Source organism: Erwinia mallotivora, from assembly GCF_000590885.1.
Lineage (GTDB): Bacteria > Pseudomonadota > Gammaproteobacteria > Enterobacterales > Enterobacteriaceae > Erwinia > Erwinia mallotivora.
The window spans coordinates 1-19,376 of the sequence record NZ_JFHN01000061.1; the positions used below are offsets into that span (position 1 = coordinate 1).

The 19,376-nt window shown below is 58.0% G+C and carries 15 protein-coding genes and 2 pseudogenes; all 17 read left to right on the plus strand.

Annotated elements, in window-relative coordinates; all coding sequences use genetic code 11:
* The coding region (gene tagH / locus BG55_RS15985; protein WP_034939580.1) for a type VI secretion system-associated FHA domain protein TagH at positions 1–762 on the plus strand (762 nt) is incomplete at its 5' end.
* Positions 762–1,556 carry a PP2C family protein-serine/threonine phosphatase gene (locus BG55_RS15990; RefSeq protein ID WP_034939609.1) on the plus strand — a complete coding sequence of 265 codons (795 nt, stop codon included), beginning with the start codon at positions 762–764 and terminating at the stop codon, positions 1,554–1,556. The genes tagH and BG55_RS15990, both read left to right, overlap by 1 nt.
* Positions 1,557–1,574: 18 nt before the next feature.
* A complete protein-coding gene (locus tag BG55_RS15995; protein WP_034939583.1) occupies positions 1,575–2,639 on the plus strand; it encodes a hypothetical protein in 1,065 nt (354 codons plus the stop codon).
* 26 nt (positions 2,640–2,665) lie between these two features.
* Positions 2,666–3,484 (plus strand): type VI secretion system accessory protein TagJ, encoded by an 819-nt coding sequence (locus BG55_RS16000; protein WP_034939585.1) that lies wholly within the window; start codon positions 2,666–2,668, stop codon positions 3,482–3,484.
* Positions 3,477–4,052 (plus strand): type VI secretion system baseplate subunit TssE, encoded by a 576-nt coding sequence (tssE, locus tag BG55_RS16005; protein ID WP_034939587.1) that lies wholly within the window; start codon positions 3,477–3,479, stop codon positions 4,050–4,052. Before BG55_RS16000 ends, tssE begins: the two co-directional genes overlap by 8 nt.
* A gap of 2 nt (positions 4,053–4,054) precedes the next feature.
* Positions 4,055–5,926: a type VI secretion system baseplate subunit TssF gene (tssF, locus tag BG55_RS16010; RefSeq protein WP_034939590.1), complete on the plus strand. Its 1,872-nt coding sequence runs from the start codon at positions 4,055–4,057 to the stop codon at positions 5,924–5,926.
* The gene (gene tssG, locus BG55_RS16015; protein WP_034939592.1) at positions 5,923–6,978 is read left to right on the plus strand and encodes a type VI secretion system baseplate subunit TssG; all 1,056 of its coding nucleotides are present in this window, start codon (positions 5,923–5,925) and stop codon (positions 6,976–6,978) included. Before tssF ends, tssG begins: the two co-directional genes overlap by 4 nt.
* Positions 6,979–7,015: 37 nt before the next feature.
* On the plus strand, positions 7,016–7,777 hold the full coding sequence (locus BG55_RS16020; RefSeq protein WP_034939594.1) for a DUF4225 domain-containing protein: 762 nt from the start codon (positions 7,016–7,018) through the stop codon (positions 7,775–7,777).
* A gap of 231 nt (positions 7,778–8,008) precedes the next feature.
* Positions 8,009–8,287 carry a hypothetical protein gene (locus tag BG55_RS22650; protein ID WP_152542823.1) on the plus strand — a complete coding sequence of 93 codons (279 nt, stop codon included), beginning with the start codon at positions 8,009–8,011 and terminating at the stop codon, positions 8,285–8,287.
* Positions 8,288–8,324: 37 nt separating this feature from the next.
* The gene (locus tag BG55_RS16030) at positions 8,325–9,080 is read left to right on the plus strand and encodes a DUF4225 domain-containing protein (protein ID WP_034939599.1); all 756 of its coding nucleotides are present in this window, start codon (positions 8,325–8,327) and stop codon (positions 9,078–9,080) included.
* A gap of 1 nt (position 9,081) precedes the next feature.
* A complete protein-coding gene (locus BG55_RS16035; RefSeq protein WP_052018910.1) occupies positions 9,082–9,447 on the plus strand; it encodes a hypothetical protein in 366 nt (121 codons plus the stop codon).
* A 167-nt stretch (positions 9,448–9,614) separates the two neighbouring features.
* Positions 9,615–12,229: pseudogene (gene tssH / locus BG55_RS16040) on the plus strand (type VI secretion system ATPase TssH).
* A gap of 28 nt (positions 12,230–12,257) precedes the next feature.
* Entirely contained in the window at positions 12,258–13,733 is a 1,476-nt protein-coding gene (locus BG55_RS16045) for a serine/threonine protein kinase (RefSeq protein WP_034939600.1), read from the plus strand.
* Between the two features lie 237 nt (positions 13,734–13,970).
* Positions 13,971–14,738, plus strand: a complete 768-nt coding sequence (locus BG55_RS16050) for a hypothetical protein (protein ID WP_034939603.1) — start codon at positions 13,971–13,973, stop codon at positions 14,736–14,738.
* A gap of 559 nt (positions 14,739–15,297) precedes the next feature.
* Positions 15,298–17,225 (plus strand): annotated as a pseudogene (locus BG55_RS16055) (type VI secretion system Vgr family protein).
* Entirely contained in the window at positions 17,222–17,653 is a 432-nt protein-coding gene (locus tag BG55_RS16060) for a DcrB-related protein (protein WP_034939605.1), read from the plus strand. The pseudogene BG55_RS16055 and the gene BG55_RS16060 overlap by 4 nt, the downstream one beginning before the upstream one ends.
* A 3-nt stretch (positions 17,654–17,656) precedes the next feature.
* On the plus strand, positions 17,657–19,376 hold a 1,720-nt coding region (locus BG55_RS16065), incomplete at its 3' end, for a DUF6531 domain-containing protein (protein ID WP_034939608.1).

Here is a 19,376-nt window from a genome sequence, read left to right on the forward strand (position 1 = left end):
CAGCCGGATTACGGCGGTATCACCCTGCCGACGCCGCAGGCGGTAGCCCGCAGCACCACGCCGCCGCCGAAGGGCCGTCTGCGTATCGATCCGGTGTCCAACAGCACCTTGCAACAGGGCAGCACCGCCACCTCGGCGGGCGAAACGCTGGACGGTGAGTTGCTGGATGCGCTGATTGGCGGCATGGGGCTGAACGATCTGCAACCCACGCCGCGCTTTGACAGCGATACCATGCAGGAACTGGGACAGATGCTCAGTATGTTTTCGCAGGGCACCGTGGCGCTGCTCTCCTCCCGCTCGATTCTTAAGCGTGGAGTGAAGGCCGAAATGACGGTGATCCTCGATGAGGCCAACAACCCGTTCAAATTGCTGCCTTCCGGTAAATCGGTGCTGATGCAGATGTTTGGCAGCCGGATGCCGGGCTTTATGCCGCCGAAGCAGTCGGTGCGCGATGCGCTGGTGGATCTACAGGCCCACCAGCTGGGGATGATCGCCGGTATCCGCGCCATTATCGCCTCGATGCTGCAATCCTTTAACCCGCAGCAGCTGGAAGAAGAAGCCAGACAGGAGGGCATTACCTCGCGTCTGTCATTGCCCGGCAGCCGCAAAGCCGCGCTGTGGGAACACTTCACCAAACGCTACGGTGAAACCGCCGGTGAAATCGAAGATGACTTCCATACCCTGTTTGGTGAGGCATTCCTGCATGCCTACGATATGGAAGTGAATCAGTACAAAGACTCTCAAATCAGATCGGAAGAATGATGAATATCACCATTGCCTCTATGTCTAATCAGGGAGCCCGCGAAAGTAACCAGGACCAGACCGGCGAGAGCATTGGCGAGCGATCGGCCTGCTTCGTGGTCTGTGACGGTGTGGCGGGATTGCCGGGTGGCGAGGTTGCGGCGGAACTGGCGCGCAACACCATCCTTGAGCGCTTCGACGGTGAGCAGCATCTGGACGCTCAGCGTATTCGTCAGTATGTCAACGATGCCAACAGCGCCATTCGCCGCCAGCAGAAAGCGCTCAGCGACTACAAACGCATGGGCACCACGATGGTCAGCCTGTTTATCGACCGGGACTACGAGCTGGCCTACTGGGCACATGCGGGCGACAGCCGCCTGTATCTGTTCCGGCGCGGCTATCTCTACCATGTCACCACCGATCACAGCCTGGTGCAGCAGATGAAAGATGCCGGTCACCAGACCGAAGGGATCAACGGCAATCTGCTCTATTTTGCGCTGGGGATGGGGGATGAAGAACGCGACGCCAGCTACAGCGATGTGGTGCCGATTGAGGATGGCGATGCCTTTCTGCTCTGTACCGACGGCTTCTGGCATGGTCTGTCGCATGAGCATATGCAGCAGTCTCTGCATATGGTCAACACCCCGGATGAATGGCTGACGCTGATGCAGCAGGTGATCCGCAAAAACGATCTGCAATCGCAGGCAAGCCAGGACAACTACAGCGCGGTCGCCGTCTGGGTGGGCGATCCGCAGGACACCACGCTGCTGCATTCGCTGTCGGAAGCGGCGCAGTTTTTCCCTCTTCGTGATTAACCGCCTTCAAGGACTTGTATGAAATATTGGCTATCAGGTGCGCTCTCACTGCTCGTCGCGTCCAGCGCCTGGGCGCAGGATTACCGCGTGGTGTCTTCTCCCTCGCTGAAACTGGATATCTGGATCGATAACATCAAAAACAATTCACCGGCCAGCTGGTGTGCGCCGGAGCTGCCGCTGCGTATCGTGGCAAACGGCAATAAAAACCCCGGCGTGCTGAAAAACTTCCTGCCGCGCGTTGGCAGCGTGCTGGAAAAACAGTGTAAGACGCTGAATGTTATCCACTGGCAGCTGAACGACAGCAGCGGCAGCGCGCTGGCTCATGGTAGCGCCAGCAAAGCGCAGGCGTGGGCGGTGAAGGTAGAGCCAACGGCGGCGGCTACCCCAGCCACCGCAGCCAGCACGCCTGCTCAGCCAGCGGTCAACTCGGCCAGTCAGACGCCAGCGGCAACGGGCAGTGCGGCGCAGGCACCGGTCAGCGCACCGGCACCCGCCCCGGTCGTGAAAGCAGAAGATCTTTCGCCACCGGCGGACACCACGCCCTGGACCCAGTTCAGCCTGATGGACGGCTGCCACTTCCGCACTTACTGGCAGAATAACGGCCAGGTCAGCGCCCTGTTTGTTCCTGCGAAAGGTGGGGTGAGCTGCGGCAGCGACGGCTGGTTGAGCGGTGAAAGCGAGCTGACCCAGATGGGAAAAAGTGGCAGTAAAAACGTCGCCGTGACCTTCCTGCAAGGCTTCCCGGTGTCCGGCCTTAGCAGTAAAGCAACCGGTTCTGAGGTGCAGATCACCACGGTGAATAACGAACGTATGGTGCTGGCCGATGAGAAATCGCCACAGAGCTGGATGGTGGTCTCTTTCGCTCCGCAGATGAACGGCTGGCGTGCCAGCGGCATCCTGGTGGTGCAGATCAGTCAGCAGGAAGCCAGCGACCAGAGCACGCTGAAGGCGCGTCTGGATGAAGTGCGTAAGGTCTGGTCGCCGTATCTGATTAACCCGGACAATCTCTCTTTCCGGCTGGTTGAAGCGCTGCATCCGCAGCTGAAAGACCCGGCTGCCGGTTCGTTCCGCACCCTTAACTAGTTCTTCCGACCGTAAAAGGAAAGCCTGTGTACTCTCTTAACCAACTGATGTCCGGAGCTTCACTGGCGGAGACGCTGAGCCGGGTGGAAAACGAGATCAAAAGCCGTCCGGCGGATGCCGACCTGCGGGCAACCTTTGTGCAGCTGCTGTGTCTGGCGGGCAACTGGACCCGTGCCGCCACGCAGCTCAAGTCATGGCTGGCGCTAAAACCGCAGGCGCAGCCCACCGTGACCCTGCTGGAGCAGGCCGTACAGGGCGAAATTCAGCGCGCGGCGGTGTTCGCGGGGCAGGGCCAGCCACGTATGCCCGGCGACGCATTCAGCTGGGCGGAAAAGCTGCTCAGCGCTCTGAAGGCCGATGCCGCCTGCGACAGTCAGCAGGCTGCCACTCTGCGGGCTGAGGCTTTCGACGCTGCCGACCTCAATCCGGGCCAGATTAAACTGGAAAACGGCGAGCAGGCGGTGGCGTGGCTGATGGATGGCGACGGCAGGCTGGGGCCGGTATGCGAACTGATGGTGAACGGCCATTACACCTGGCTGCCTTTCGCCGCCATCAGCGAGCTGCGTTTTCAGGCTCCGGCCAGCGTCACCGATCTGGTCTGGCGTCACACGCTGGTCAGATTGATTGACGGCAGTGAACAGGTCTGTCAGCTGCCGGTGCGCTATCCGTTCGGGCAGGATGCGCCCGACACCTTCCGGCTGGCCAGCGTCACCGAATGGACGCCGCTGGAGGCCGCAGGCGAACAGTTTACCGGTCACGGTCAGAAAACCTGGCTGAGCGAGGAGGGTGAGTTCTCGCTGCTGGCGCTGGAACTGTTGACGTTTACGGAACCGACCAATGAGTAACGATTTTGATCCGCAGCAACAGGGTAGCGAACTGCTGCGCGGCGGCTATCGCCATCGCAGCAGGCAGGATGCGCTGAATGCCCGCGACAAAATGCAGCCCTCGCTGCTGGACCGGCTGACGGATAACGCGCCGGATAAGCAGCAGGAGTCGGTCAGCAACACGGTGATTTCCCACAGCACCCTGCGGCGTAACGTGCTGCGTGATTTGCAGTGGCTGTTTAACAGCATCAACAACGAAGCGCAGCAGGACTTACAGCCGTTTCCGCACGTCCAGCGTTCGGCTTACAACTTCGGCGTGGCACCGCTGGCCGGTCAGCGCATGTCAGATATTGAATGGCACGATATCCAGCGCAAGCTGACGGCGTCGATTCTGCATTTTGAACCGCGCATCCTGCCCGCCGGGTTACAGGTGCGCTGCGTGTCGGATACCAGCGCGTTAAACCTGCACAACGTGCTGTCGATTGAAATCAAGGGGCGGCTGTGGTGCGTGCCTTATCCGCTGGAGTTCATGTTCCGCACCGAGCTGGACCTGGAAAACGGCCATTTTGAGCTGAAAGACGTAGGGTAATTATGGACAGCAAACTGCTCGAATATTACAACCGCGAACTGGCGTACCTGCGCGAGATGGGCGCTGAGTTTGCCGGACGCTATCCGAAAGTCGCCGGACGACTGGGGATGCGCGGCATTGAAGTGGCCGACCCGTATGTCGAGCGGCTGATGGAGGGATTCGCTTTTCTGACCTCCCGCGTGCAGCTGAAAATGGATGCGGAGTTTCCGCGCTTCTCCCAGCGCCTGCTGGAGATGATCGCCCCTAATTACCTGGCACCCACGCCGTCGATGGCGATTGCCGAGCTGCATCCGGACAGCAAAAAAGGCGACATCAGCAGCGGCTTTCTGGTGCCGCGAGGCACCATGATGGACAGCCAGACGCTGAAGAAAAGCGGCGTCACCTGTAGTTACACCACCGCTCACGACGTGATGTTGCAGCCGCTGCGCATCAGCCATGTTGAGCTGGGCGGCGTTCCGGCGGATATTCCGCTCAGCCCACTGGGGCTGGCGCAACGGGGGGCAGTCAGTGCGCTGCGCATCCGTCTGGAGTGTTTTAACGACGTGGCGCTGAGCCATCTTACCTTTGACCAGCTGATGTTTTTCCTCAGCGGTCCGGATATTCAGGCCCAGCAACTGCTGGAGCTGATTATGCAGCACACGGTAGGCAGTTTCTGTCAGACCGTGGAAGCGCAGCCCCAGCGGATGGTGCTGGGTGATGAGGCCCTGAAGCAGGAAGGGTTTGCCGCGGATCAGGCGATGCTGCCGGACGATCTGCGCAACTTTGACGGCTACCGCCTGTTGCAGGAGTATTTTGCTTTTCCGGCCCGCTTCCAGTTTATCAGCATCAACCAGCTGGCTGAGCTGCCCGGCAAATGTGCGCCGGGCGTGAAGGCTTTTGAAATCGTGCTGTTGCTGGATAAGGCCGATGCGGCGCTGGAGCGGGTGGTGGATAAAAGCCATCTGGCGCTGCACTGTACCCCGGTGATTAACCTGTTTCCGAAGGTAGCGGAGCGGCAGAAAATCAGCGACAGCCTGCATGAATACCATCTGGTGGTGGATAACATCCGCCCACTGGACTACGAAATTTTCTCGGTCCGCAAGCTGTATGCCAGCGGCGGCAAGGGGGAACAGCTGTTCCGTCCGTTCTGGAGCACCTTCAGCCGCGACGAAGGGGATTACGGTGCCTATTTCTCGCTACGTCGTGAACAGCGCACGCTGTCTGAACATGCCCAGCGCTTTGGGACGCGCACCGGCTATATCGGCTCTGAAGTGTTCCTTTCGCTGGTGGATGAGCGCCATTCCCCGTGGGACAACGAACTGCGCCATCTGACAGCGGAGGTGATGTGTACCAGCCGCGATCTGCCGCTGATGTTGCTGCAACAGGACCAGGGCAATTTCCTGATGCCGGACTCCGTGCCGGTCGGTGAGCTTAAGCTGCGTAAAGGGCCGACGCCGCCGCGTACCGCGCTGGCAGAGGGGCTGACCACCTGGCGGCTGGTCAGTCATCTGCAAATGAACTATCTCAGCCTGATGGACGGGGATGACGGCCAGGGGGCATCGGCTCTGCGTCAGCTGCTGGGGCTGTACGCCAACCTGGCGGAAGCGCCGGTGGCCAGACAGATTGAGGGCATTCGCCACTGTCAGTTGAAAGCGGTATATCGCCGCGTGCCGGAACCCGGCCCGGTGGTTTTTGCCCGTGGCATCGGTATTGAGCTGAACGTGGATGAGCAGGCGTTCTCCGGCTCCAGCCCGTGGCTACTGGGCAGCGTGCTGGAGCGGGTATTTTCCAGACTGGTGGCGATGAACACCTTTACTGAAATGACGCTGACCAGCCAGCAGCGCGGCGAGGTGGGTTACTGGCCGCCGCGCATGGGGAAAAGGGCGCTGATATGAGTGAAGAGACGAGTCTGGTGGTGCGGGCGCTGCACCGGCTGCCTGACAGCTTCTGGCCCGGCGTGGTTCAGGCACCGTGGCGTTACGATCTGTTCCAGCTGTTGCGCAGGCTGGACGCCCAGGGCGGCGAGCGTTATCCGCTGGGGCGTGCGCCCTTGCCGCGTTATGAGCCGTTGCGTATCGGCCAGGCACCGTCGCTGGCCTTCGCGCCCTCCACGCTGGCGGCAGCCGCCGCGCGTGAAGACAGCCCGCTGCATGAGGTCACTATCACCAGTTTTGGGCTGTTTGGCCCTAATGGCCCACTGCCGACCCATCTGACCGAATATGCCCGTGAACGGATCTATCATCATCAGGACAGCAGTCTTACCGCTTTTGCCGACCTGTTTCATCATCGTCTGACGCTGCTGTTTTACCGCGCCTGGGCCGATGCGCAGCCTACGGTTTCACTGGACAGGGAAGATAATCACCATTTCGAACGTTATCTTGCCAGCCTGATCGGCATGGGGCAGCCCGGTCAGCTGGAAAAAGGCAGCCTGAGTGACCATGCGCGCTACGCGGTGGCAGGGCATCTGACCCGCCACGGGCGCGATGCGGAAGGGCTACAGAAGATCCTCAGCCATTACTTCAGGGTGCCGGTGACGCTTGTGGAAAACCTGCCGCACTGGCAGCCGGTGGACAAGCGGGAACGTGCGCGACTGGGAGCAGGAAGAGGGATGCCCAGACTGGGGGAATCGGCCTTTCTGGGCGTGGCAGTGCGCGATGTGCAGCACAAATTTCGTATTGAGCTGGGGCCGCTGTCGTTGGAGAGCTACAACCGTTTTCTGCCCGGACAGCCGTGGGCGGAGCAGCTACGCGACTGGGTGCGGCAGTATCTGGGTATCGAGTTTGTCTGGGATGTTCGCCTGACGCTGGCGGCGGAAGAGGTTAAAGGCGTCACCCTCGGGGGGTCAGCGCGGCTGGGGTACAGCAGCTGGCTGGGCAGTCCGGCGCAGCCGCAGCCGCGGAAAGATTTGATCTTCAGCCCGGAACCGGCAGAGCGTATCGGGATATGATGCGTTGCTTTTTTAATAAACATAACAGGGAGATGTCATGTTTACTGCAACGGTCAGAAACGAGGAATTACAGAAAGCGGTCAGGCAACTGCATGAAGTCAGCAACGCTACAGCCTGGCGCTATCTGCCTTCCGGGCGGGCACGAAGTGATTTTTTCAACGAAATTGACGCATTAATTAACGGCATTACCCGCGAGGTCAGCAGCAACTTTATGTCGCTGAGCGGCGCGGTGAAAACGCTGAACGAAGAGACGGCGTATCTGCGTCAGCAGCAGTTAAAGTTGATGGCAGGCAGCGTGGTGCCCTGGGTGGCAGTGGAAAAAAACCTGACTGGCAGAGTGGTTAAATTAGTGGTCAGGCAAATGGGTTTTGTTGGTGGTGGCACACAGTTTTTCGCCGGGTTTGGCACTTGTGCTGCCACACTGGGGCTTGCCTGTGCCGCCTTTGGTTCACCGTTGATGCTTCATGGTGCCAATAACTTTTATGAAAATGGTTACTATCTTATTTTCAGAAAAGAGAAGGCTGGTTATGTACGCGACGGATATCGAAAAGTTGCCAGAACACTTGGCTACAGTGATAAAGATGCGGATCTTGTTTATGCCACCGTTGATTTATCGCTATCACTCTATGGCATGAGCAGAATGGTTCTCAGACCGGACATATTTCGTTTATTCAGACACATCAATACGGATTACATTCGTGGATGGCAGGAGATGGGGACGATGTCATTGGGGTTTGAGGGGCTGAATGATGGCTTTACGCTCTGGAATATTTATCAACTGCGTAAGGAGGGTGAATAATGCCTGATGATTTCACCCTTTATCAAAATGAGCCAGTCGTGCTTATTGTTTACTATTTTATTTCTTTGTCTCTTTCGATTGCTTTTTATATTTTCAAGTATAAGAAGAAAGTCGTCCTGAAAAGAAATAAAGTTGTTTGGTTTTTTTTAATCTGGCCTTTCATCATTTTTCAATATGCTGTGTTCAGATATGGACTGGACGGGTTATCTGATTATTTCAGTATTAAATCGGATGACAGCCTTTTTCTGCGTATTAGCGCGCTTCTCTTTGCCGCGTCATATCTGTTCTTTCTCCCGGTCAGAGAGAGTAAAAAAACGCAGGGTAAATAGTTCAACAACTGAATTTGTAGGTGATGTCCGGCTGACGCTGGCGGCGGAAGAGTTTAAAGGCGTCACCCTCGGGGGGGCAGCGCGGCAGGGATTCAGCAGCTGGCTGGGCAGTCCGGCGCAGCCGCAGCCGCGGAAAGATTTGATCTTCAGCCCGGAACCGGCAGAGCGTATCGGGATATGATGCGTTGCTTTTTTAATAAACATAACAGGGAGATGTCATGTTTACTGCAAGGGTCAGAAACGAGGAATTACAGAAAGCGGTCAGGCAACTGCACGAAGTCAGCAACGCTACAGGCTACCGTTTTCTGCCCTTTGGGCGGGCGCGAAGTGATTTTTTCAACGAAATTAACGCATTAATTAACGGCATTACCCGCGAAGTCAGCAGCAACTGTATGTCGCTGAGCGGCGCGGTGAAAACGCTGAACGAAGAGACGGCGTATCTGCGTCAGCAGCAGTTCCAGCTGATGGCAGGCAGCATAGTGCAGTATGCGGCGGTAGAGAAGCAGCAGGCAGGCCGACTGACAAAGCTGGTGCTGAAACAGGTTGGATTTGTTGGCGGGGGCGTACAGGTTTTTGCTGGTTTTGGAGTGTGTGCCGCTTCTATGGGTAGTCTTTGTGCGGCATACGGTGCGCCACTGGCGGTTCATGGAATCAATAATGTTTATGAAAACGGTTATTATCTGCTGTACCGTAAGGGTCGAGCGGGCTACACGCGACAGGCTTATCGTGCAATAGCCCAGCAACTGGGATACAGCGATAATCAGGCGGATATGGCTTACGGCATTGTTGATATCAGTTTATCCGGCTATGGCCTGACAAGGCCGGTTTTAAGAGCCGATACTTTTCGCCTCTTCAGACATATTAATACGGACTATATTCGCGGCTGGAAGGAAATGGGGCCGGTTGCTCTTCGCGCAGAAATACTCGGAGATATGAATACATTAAAGGATATTTATTCAGCAGGGAGGAAATAAAATGTACGACGAAGTAACTATAACCGACAGCAGTTGGCTGGTGACATTGGGTTATTTTATTATCTCGACGCTGTGGCTTATTCCTTTATACCTGTTAACCTCAGAAAAGTATTTACGGTTCCACGGAAAAAATAGTGTGAAGACACTACTTGTTTATATCCCTGCTTTCTTCCAGTACCGTCTGACTGCAAATGGTGTGGACGATCTTTATCACTTTTTCAATTATACCGCATGGCATAGTGATGGACCCGTCCGTCTGTCTGGCATTGTATTTGCCTTAATCTATCTCTTGTTTATGGCTGACTGGAAAGCGATAACGGCAAAGAAAACAGAAACCAAAGAAAACAGAAACCAAAGAAAACAGTGAAAACCCGTCCGACACGACAACACCAGAATAGTATTGCCTTTAATTAACTGCCTGGCAGTCCAGGTTTTAAATTTGCTTCCCTCAGGCTTTGCCCCGTCAGCCGGACATATCCGGCCTGATGGGGGTATCCCCTTTTATCAACAGCATCACTACCACTGAGAAAAACCATGTCAGAGATCAGCCGTGCCGTGTTATTCGGCAAACTGGATACGCTGTTATTTACCTCGCTGGAAAGTGCCACCGCCTTTTGTAAGCTGCGTGGCAACCCTTATGTTGAGCTGGTGCACTGGCTGCATCAGCTGATGCAGCATCAGGACGGCGATCTACAACAGCTGATCCGCTATTTTTCACTGGATGAAACGGCGCTGACGAGGGATATGACCGCCGCGCTGGATCGCCTGCCGCGTGGGGCCAGTGCGGTATCCGACTTGTCAGAACATATCGACAGCGCGGTGGAGCGTGCCTGGGTGTATGGCTCGCTGAAGTTTGGCGTACAGCAGATCCGTGGCGGCCATCTGCTGGCCGGGATGCTGAAAACCTTCAACCTCGCCAACCTGCTGAAAGGCATTTCTACTGAGTTTGGCCGTATCAACACCGATACGCTGCTGGAACAGTTCGACAGCATCCTCGCCAACAGCAAAGAGGCACAGCAGGTCACTTCTGCGCCGACCTACAGCCAGGCATCAATGCCGCAGCAGAAAGGCACGCTGGCGCAATATGCCCAGGACCTGACCGCCCGCGCCCGTGAAGGCAAAATTGACCCGGTGGCAGGGCGCGACGAAGAGATCCGCCAGATGGTCGATATTCTGATGCGTCGCCGTCAGAACAACCCGCTGCTGACCGGTGAAGCGGGCGTGGGGAAAACGGCGGTGGTGGAGGGGCTGGCCCTGCGTCTGGCGGCGGGCGATGTGCCGGAGCCGCTGCAAAATGTCCAACTGTGGCTGCTGGACATCGGCATGTTGCAGGCGGGTGCCGGGATGAAAGGGGAATTTGAGGCGCGTCTTCAGGCGCTGATCAACGAAGTCCAGTCCAGCCCGACGCCGATCATTCTGTTTATCGACGAAATTCATACCCTGGTCGGGGCCGGTGGACAACAGGGAACCGGCGACGCCGCCAACCTGCTGAAGCCTGCGCTGGCGCGGGGCCAACTGCGTACCATCGGGGCGACCACCTGGGCCGAATACAAAAAGTATATCGAGAAAGATCCCGCGCTGACGCGCCGCTTCCAGACCGTCCAGGTGGCGGAGCCGGACGAAGAAAAAGCGCTGCTGATGCTGCGCAGCACCGTCAGCCCGCTGGAAAAACATCACCGGGTGCTGCTGCTCGATGAAGCGGTAGCCGCCGCCGTGAAGCTGTCGCACCGCTACATTCCCGCCCGTCAGCTACCGGATAAAGCCGTGGCGCTGCTGGATACCGCCTGCGCCCGCGTCGCGGTCAGCCAGAGCGGCAGCCGCCCCAGCTGGAGGACTGCCTGCACCGTATCCACGCGCTGGAGATTGAAAAAGAGATCGCCGGACGTGAAGCCAGAGTGGCGATTGGCGATGCGGATCGGGTGGAAAAACTGGACAGGCAGCTGGCGGAGCTGGCGCAACAGCGCGACGAGCTGAGCGCCCGCTGGCAGGCCGAACGCACGCTGGTGGATGAGATCATCGCCCTGCGTGCCCAGCTGCATGATAACGAAGATGCAGAGGTCGCCACTCTCCATCAGACCCTGGCCGACCGCCAGCAGCAGCTGAAAACGTTACAGGGTGAAGCACCGCTGCTGTTTGCCGCCGTGGATGCCAACGTGGTGGCGGCCGTCGTCTCTGACTGGACCGGCATCCCGCTGGGCCGCATGGTGAAAAATGAAATCGACGCCGTGCTGAAACTGGCTGATACGCTGAATGAGCGGGTAATTGGTCAGCGTCACGGGCTGGATCTGATTGCCAAAAGGGTGCGGACGTCGCGCGCACGGCTGGACGATCCCAACAAGCCGGTGGGGGTCTTTATGCTCTGCGGGCCGTCCGGCGTGGGTAAAACGGAAACCGCGCTGGCGCTGGCGGAAACCCTCTACGGCGGCGAGCAGAATATCATCACCATCAATATGAGCGAGTTCCAGGAAGCGCATACCGTGTCCACGCTGAAGGGCGCGCCTCCGGGCTATGTCGGCTATGGTGAGGGCGGCGTGCTGACCGAAGCGGTGCGTCGTCGTCCTTACAGCGTGGTGCTGCTGGATGAGATCGAAAAGGCGCACCCGGATGTGCATGAGATCTTCTTCCAGGTGTTCGATAAAGGCTGGATGGAAGATGGCGAAGGACGGCATATCGATTTCCGTAACACGCTGATTATCCTGACCTCCAACGTGGGCACCCAGTTGATCAGCGCCATGTGTGCCGATCCGGATCTGATCCCGGAACCGGAGGCGCTGGCGACGGCATTGCGTCCTCCCCTGCTGGAGGTGTTTCCGCCCGCGTTGTTAGGCCGTCTGCTGGTGGTGCCTTACTATCCGCTCAGCGACGAGATGCTGGCCAGCATTGTGCGCCTGCAACTGAAACGCATTCAGGTTCGTCTGGAGCAAAATCACGGCATTATCTCCGAGGTGGACGACAGCGTGATCGCGCAGATCGTCCAGCGCTGCACCGAGGTCGAATCCGGTGGCCGTATGGTCGATGCCATCCTCACCAATACCCTGCTGCCGCAAATGAGCCAGATGCTGCTCAGCGCCAGCGCGCGCGATGAGCAGTATCGCCGCCTGCGCGTGACCCTGCACCAGGGTGAATTCCAGTGTCAGTTTGAGGCTTAACGCCATCACTATCAGAGAGTTGTCCATTATGTCAGAACACGATACTCCGCGGACGATCCCCAACGCTTTGCCGGTGGGTTACCGCTTTAACGAGTTTGAAATCAGGGAAGTGATTGGTGGCGGCGGCTTTGGCATAGTCTACCGGGCCTGGGACCATCAGCTTGAGCGCACTATTGCTATCAAAGAGTTTATGCCTGCGTCGCTTGCGGTGCGCAGCGATGATTTAACCCTGGTGCTGCGCAGCGAACGCTTCAGCAAAACGTTTCACGCCGGGCTGAACAGCTTTATTCAGGAAGCGCGGCTGCTGGCCCGTTTTAACCATCCTAACCTGCTGCACGTCCTGCGTTTCTGGGTGCAGAACGACACCGCCTATATGGGCACCGCATTCTACACCGGGACCACGCTGTCGCAGCTGCATCTCAGCCGCCCGGAAATGATCAGCGAAGCCTGGATCCGCTGCCTGCTGCCGCCACTGTTGGGTGCCATCAACACCATCCATCAGGAAGGGTATCTGCACCGCGATATCTCGCTGGATAACATTCAGATCCAGGAGAACGGCGTGCCGGTGCTGCTGGACTTTGGTTCGGCGCGTAAGGCGATTGGCAATCTTTCTGACGAAACTGAAACCATGCTCAAGCCGGGTTTTGCGCCGATTGAGCAGTACAGTGACGACAACGAGAGCGAGCAGGGAACCTGGACCGATATCTATGCGCTGGGCGCGGTGCTGCACACGCTGATTGTCGGCTCGCCACCGCCGGTCAGCGTGGTGCGCAGTATTGAAGATAACTATCAGCCGCTGGTGAAACTGCGCCCGGCGGGTTACTCGCTGCCACTGCTGCATGCCATCGATCAGGCGCTGCAACTGCAACCGGAAGATCGTCCACAGACGGTCGATCAGCTGGCGGCGCTGATGGAGCTGTCACCGACCGATATCAACGAGATCCACGAAGTGAAGGTCAGCGGGCCGGGCACCATGCTGGTGCCGGTCGGGGCTGAGGCCGACACCGCAACGGCGGCCTCGCCGGTTACGCCGCTGAAGCGTTTCCTGGTGCCCGGGCTGATTGCCGCCGGGGTGCTGGTGGGCGTTGGCGTTGGGGCAATGATTGCCGGTGGTGGCAGCGATACGCCAGCACAAAGCGCCACCACGCCTGAACAAAGCACGCCTGCATCCAACGCGGCGACGTCCACGCCGGTTGCCACCCCGCCGCCAACCGCGACGGCCAGCGCCACCTCTGACCCTGCGACAACGCAACACAGTGAACCGGCCGCCGCACCGCCGCCGCCGCCAGCCCCGGTCGCCCAGGTGTATATCCGCCTGCAACCCGGTGATGACGTGGCGATGAATGGCAGCCCACAGGCGCTGGTCCCGGCACCCAACGGCTTTGCGATGTTGCAACTGCCGCCGGGTGATTACCGCTTCAGTATCAGCAACAACGGCCATACCCGCGAGCAGAGTATTACCGTCGATAAAGAAGGCGTGTGGCTGCTCAATCCACAAAGCTAGATGACAGGGCGTAATAATCACTAAAACCATAGCTGCGGCGGTATCATGTGCCGCAGTGAAATTATTTTCGCCACAATATTGTGGCGGCACACGTCAGGAAATAAATCAGTACAGGGTTTTCCGTCTGATCTGCCCGGCAGACGAAACCGATCTCAGCTGTGACAATCAAGCGGTCATCACCGCCGGTGAGCTATCGCCCTGACCAGGTTAATTTCATAACTGATAAGGTAATAACTAATGAATGAGTACGTTTACCATATTACTAAACGACGTGTTGCATTTGACTATATTAAAACCCAGGGTCTGGTGCCCGCTGCCCGCCTGTCGGGGACATCTACGGCCCGGCGAGAAGGTGCTTTCGCCAGTGAAGGTGACAAAAATTTAGAAGCGAAAGTTCAGTCAAAACTCACCGTGCCGTTTTCCCGTGCGCTAAAAAATGGTTACAGCAAAGAACAAATTGAAAATAAACATTATATGTTCACAGGTATTTCGCTGAATGACAGTCTGGAGCGAGATGACGCTTATATATTTCTCAGCAACTTTGAAACGCGTTTTTACGAGCAACACTTTCCTAAAGTTGCCGGGACAACACCGGCCATGAACTTTTCGCAGCTAAGACAGCGTTCAGGCGAGTTAGCGAGTGACTTATTGAAGCGCAACCCACAGCATGATTTGTGCCGGTTTGCCAGAGAAATTGTCCGGCTGGAATACGCGATTGAGGAAAAGGAAACGGCTAATCATATTTATTTTTTTGAATCAAAGAATGCGGCCACCTGTTACCCCGATTACACCGGGCATCATGGCGGAGCGATACATTGCCGGGTGCTCAGGGTAAAGCGCAGTGTCATCAACCATCTGGAACAGGATATGGCAGAAAGCAGGGGACTGATGACCAGAGAATCGGTCACGCCTCAATCGATAGAAATCTACAATGCAGAGGGAAATCCGTTTAATTCGGACGCTGGCGAACACTGGGTGCCCTTAACTATAGCGGCGGAAAGTTAAGCTGGAAATTAACAGGTGCTTTATTTAAGACGTGCTTCAGAAATATCAGACACACACAGCAATATGCAATAATTAAACCTGGATAAAATCCGGTTTTTTATAACGATGAAATTTTAAATATTTTTTGTTTTCTGTCCGGTTGGTTTTTTTATGGCAAAGCCATTACAGAACGGATGCCTTCATTGCAGATGTCTTTCATTAATTATCTGGCAGAATAGCAAAGGCGCAGGCCGGATTTACCTGTAGCCGCAACGCCTTGAGTTTTTTGTGAGGTGTTTTCGCCATCGTTTAGTGAAGTGTTTAAATGACTTTGCAAAGTATCTCTTCTTAATGGTTTTTAAGTAAATAAAAATGCGGGAAAATGAACTGCAAATTATTAAACCGTTTACACTCTGGTTTCTGCGCTATCCGTGTCCGGACAGGCTGCGATAATAATGCCTGGCGGGACAGGCTCTTAATATTATTTAATTAAAAAACCAGCAATGACCTTATTTTCAACACTCTGTTTATCTGTCCGTCAGATATGACGCTGCCGGTTCAGCCAGTCCAGGAAATGACTATGTTTTCACGTATCACCGTACATCTGCCGACAGACGGCCTGCTGTTCTGGAAACTGAACGGCCGCGAGGCGCTGTCAGAGGCCTTTGAAATCACCGTGCAGCTGCTGAGCACCGACGCGCGCATTGACCGTAAATCGCTGCTGGGCCAGCCGATAAGCGTGGCCATTCCGACGCAGGGCCTGCTGTCGGGTGGCACGCGCTGGCTGAACGGCAAAATCACCCGGGTGGGTGTGCACAGCCAGGAGCTGAACGGTACGCGCTACGCGGTGTACAGCGTGGTGATGGAGCCGGACGTGTGGCCGATGAAGCGTGACCGCAACCTGCGAATTTTCCAGAGCCAGACGATACCGGCGACGGTGAAGACGCTGCTGGGTGAGTACAACGTCAGCGTGGAGGACAGGCTGACGGGGAGCTACCGGGTGTGGGAGTACTGCGTACAGTACCAGGAGAGCAGCTTCGACTTTATCCGGCGGCTGATGGAGCTGGAGGGGATTTACTTCTTCTTCCGTCACGAGCAGGAAAACACACGCTGGTGCTGATGGACAGCGCGCAGCAGCACCAGCCGTTTGCGGGGTACGAGAGCATTCCGTATCACGTGACGCCGTCGGGGGGGAGCACCAGCGAAGAGGGCATCAGCCTGTGGGAACTGCGTGACCAGGTGACGCCGGGAATTTACAGCACGGACGACTACGACTTCCGCAAGCCGAACGCGTGGATGTTGCAGGCGCGGCAGAACCCGGCGTCGCCGTCGCCGGGCAGATAGACGTTACGACTGGCCGGGACGTTTTGTGGAGCACGACCACGGTGAGTTTTACGCGAAAATCCGCAGGAGGTGTGGCAGGTTGAGCACCAGCAGATAAGCGGGACGGGGACGGCGATAGGCATCGCGCCGGGCAACACCTTCACGCTGCTGAACGCGCCGTTCTTCAGCGACAACGGGGAATACCTGACGACGGAGGCGACCTACGACTTCGAGGAGAACAGCTACGCGACGGGCAGCGAGGGGAGCACGCGGCACAGCATCGGCTTTGCGGTTATCCCGTCGTCGGTGACGTACCGAACGCCGCCGGAGACGGCGTGGCCGAGGACGCACGGCCCGCAGACGGCGAAGGTGGTGGGCCCGAAGGGGGAGTCAATCTGGACGGACAAATACGGGCGCATCAAGGTGAAGTTCCACTGGGACCGCCTGGCGAAGGGAGACGACACCAGTTCGTGCTGGGTGCGGGTGTCGAGCGCGTGGGCGGGCCAGGGGTTCGGCGGGGTGCAAATCCCACGTGTGGGGGATGAGGTGGTGGTTGACTTTATCAACGGCGACCCGGACCGTCCCATCGTGACGGGGCGGGTGTACAACGACGGCAATATGCCGCCGTGGGCGCTGCCGGCAGCGGCGACGCAGATGGGCTTTCTGAGCCGGAGCAAGGACGGTTCATCGGAGACGGCGAACGCGCTGCGGTTTGAGGACAAGGCGGGGGAAGAACAGCTGTGGATCCAGGCGCAGAAGAACATGGACACCCACGTCAAGAACGATGAAACCCGCTCGGTGGGCGGCAATCAGACCATCGCGATAGAAAAATCGTACAACAGCACGGTCAGCGGCAGTTACGATCAGCAAACGCAGTGGTCCCGTAACGAACTGGTGGGCGGCGATTACGTGATGAAAGTTCAGGGGGCGATTGTGCACTCTTCCGCCCAGGGGATCCGTCTGGTTGCCGGTGACAGCGTGATGACGCTTAACAACAACGGCACCATCTCGCTGCAATGTAAAAACTTCGAAATCAATGCCACCTCGCAGGGGCAAATCAATACCGGCGGCACGCTGGATCTCAATATCAGCACCCCGGCAACGCCACCACCCGCAGAGCCAACCCCGTCCCAGATTACCAGCGCGGTAACCAATACCTTTAAGGATGGAGGAAGCAGTACATGACAGCCATCAGTTTTCCGTTATCAGAAGGCGCACTGGCCCTGCCGGAAGCGGTGCAGGACCAGAGTGTCACCCTGCTACGCCTGCCCGCCACGCGATCCACGCTGGTGGTGACCCGCGCCTGGGAAGTTGAGGCCGGGCAGCAGGAGGCGTATCTGCAACAGCAGCTGGCGAAAGTAAAACGCGATATGAAGAAATTTTCAGCGGAAGCGCCAGAAGATACGCAGTTCGGTGGCATTCCCGCGCGGGAAGTGGCGATGCGTTTCGAAAACCAGGGTGTGCTGGTGGTGCAAAAACTGCTGGTGCTGATGACCGCCACGCACCTGATGGCGCTGACCTTCAGCCGCGCGGCCAGCTTTGATGCCGCCTCGCTGGCGGTCTGGCAGCAGATCAAAGACGGCTTTATTCCCGCCGCGTCAGCGGAGGTCTGAGCCATGTCCTCACTGACCGCTGCACGCGAACATGACCCGCTTGTCCACAGCTCCGTACTGGCCGATTTTGTCAGCGGGCTGGTGGAGGGCGCTATTTATGGCGGCATCCTGCTGGGGGCCGGCATGATCTCCAGTACCGGCGTTGGTATTGCCGTCGGCGTCGCCCTGTTTGCGGGCGCGATGATCTCCGGCATACCGGAAAAGCTGGGCAATATGGCGGGTGAGGCGGTAGATGGCCTGCTCGACACCCTCGGTATGCGCGGGCCGCCGGATGCTAAAATTTCCAGTGGCTCTGACAACGTTCACATTATGGGCAAACGGGCCGCCCGCGCGGCGGGCACCGTTGACAGCGACTGGCTGAATAACCCCGCCGCGTATGCGGAGCCGGGCTTTGTCGATATCGCGCTGGCGATGGCGGCGGGTATCGCCAGCGCGGTCAGCCACCCCGGTGCCACGGCCAGCGCGCTGGCGGATAAAGTCAGCCAGATTGACGGCCAGTCGGTGAAGCACTTTTTCACCCGTCTGTATGACGACATGGTGCAGCCGACGGTCGCCAGCGCCAGCCCCTGGGCCACGCCGGCTGATAAAGACACCGTGGAGTGCAGCAAAGGGCACATGGCGGAGAACGCCAACTTCCTTGCGGAAGGCTCGAAAAAAGTGCTGATCAACGGCCACCCGGCGGCGCGCAACGGCGACCGCAGCACCTGCGAGGCAAAAATCGAGGTGGCGGAAAACCCGCGCGTCAACATCGGCGGGGACAGCGTGGTGGTGCGCGACATCCGCAGCGGCAAAAACGCGCTGGCGTACTTTGTCGGCGGCCTGGTGGGCGGGCTGCTGGGCGGCGGCGCGGCGAAGCAGGGGGCGAAGCTGGTGGAACAGCTGTTCAGCCGCATCGCCTCGCGTCGGGCGCTGAAGCAAATCGCCTGTAGCCTCGGTTCGGTGGTGGGCAGCGAGGTGGCAGGGGGCATTGCGGCGGAGGCGGTGCAGAGCGTCTTCCCGGTTCACTACGCCACCGGGGCCAAGTTTCTCGCCGGCGAGGAGGATCTGGACTTCGTACTGGAAGACCGCATCCCGCTGTACTGGCAGCGGGTTTATCACAGCCGCAACCCGGCCGATGGCCTGCTGGGCACCGGCTGGATGTTGCCGTTTGAAACGCGCCTGATCCGCACCCGCGATGATAAGGGCGCGACGGCGTTTTTCTGGCGCGACCTCAGCGGCCAGCTGCTGGGGCTGGGCGACGTTGTGCCCGGTGACGTGGTGCACTTTGATGAAGAGGGCTTCACCCTCTGTTACAGCCTTCAGGGCGTCATGCTGATGCAGACCGCCGGGGGCGAATTCCACCTGTACGAGGCCGACCCGACGCGCGAGGGCGAATGGCGCATTACCCGCATTTATGATCGGCACGAGAACTGCCAGCACTTTGGCTGGAACGCGGCGGGACAGCTGGAAAGTATCGCCGGTGATAACGAAGCGCTGGCGGTGTGGCTGAGCTATGAGCCGCGGCACGGACGGCTGGCGGCGGTGCATCAGCAGGTGGGGGATGAGCGGCGTCTGCTGGTGCGCTACGACTACAGCCCGCAGGGGCAGCTGACGGCGGTGCATGACGCTGACGGCGTGGAAACCCGACGCTTCGGCTGGGACCGCGCCAGCGACCTGATGGCATCGCACAGCTATGCGGGCGGGCTGCGGGTGGAGTACGACTGGCAGCCATCGGTTGATCCCC

What these genes read in the sequence shown, in the direction of transcription:
- BG55_RS15990 (WP_034939609.1), top strand. Translation starts at nt 762, where the DNA reads ATGAATATCACCATTGCCTCTATGTCTAATCAGGGAGCCCGCGAAAGT.
- BG55_RS15995 (WP_034939583.1), top strand. Translation starts at nt 1,575, where the DNA reads ATGAAATATTGGCTATCAGGTGCGCTCTCACTGCTCGTCGCGTCCAGC.
- tssE (WP_034939587.1), top strand. Translation starts at nt 3,477, where the DNA reads ATGAGTAACGATTTTGATCCGCAGCAACAGGGTAGCGAACTGCTGCGC.
- tssF (WP_034939590.1), top strand. Translation starts at nt 4,055, where the DNA reads ATGGACAGCAAACTGCTCGAATATTACAACCGCGAACTGGCGTACCTG.
- tssG (WP_034939592.1), top strand. Translation starts at nt 5,923, where the DNA reads ATGAGTGAAGAGACGAGTCTGGTGGTGCGGGCGCTGCACCGGCTGCCT.
- BG55_RS16020 (WP_034939594.1), top strand. Translation starts at nt 7,016, where the DNA reads ATGTTTACTGCAACGGTCAGAAACGAGGAATTACAGAAAGCGGTCAGG.
- BG55_RS22650 (WP_152542823.1), top strand. Translation starts at nt 8,009, where the DNA reads ATGACAGCCTTTTTCTGCGTATTAGCGCGCTTCTCTTTGCCGCGTCAT.
- BG55_RS16030 (WP_034939599.1), top strand. Translation starts at nt 8,325, where the DNA reads ATGTTTACTGCAAGGGTCAGAAACGAGGAATTACAGAAAGCGGTCAGG.
- BG55_RS16035 (WP_052018910.1), top strand. Translation starts at nt 9,082, where the DNA reads ATGTACGACGAAGTAACTATAACCGACAGCAGTTGGCTGGTGACATTG.
- BG55_RS16045 (WP_034939600.1), top strand. Translation starts at nt 12,258, where the DNA reads ATGTCAGAACACGATACTCCGCGGACGATCCCCAACGCTTTGCCGGTG.
- BG55_RS16050 (WP_034939603.1), top strand. Translation starts at nt 13,971, where the DNA reads ATGAATGAGTACGTTTACCATATTACTAAACGACGTGTTGCATTTGAC.
- BG55_RS16060 (WP_034939605.1), top strand. Translation starts at nt 17,222, where the DNA reads ATGACAGCCATCAGTTTTCCGTTATCAGAAGGCGCACTGGCCCTGCCG.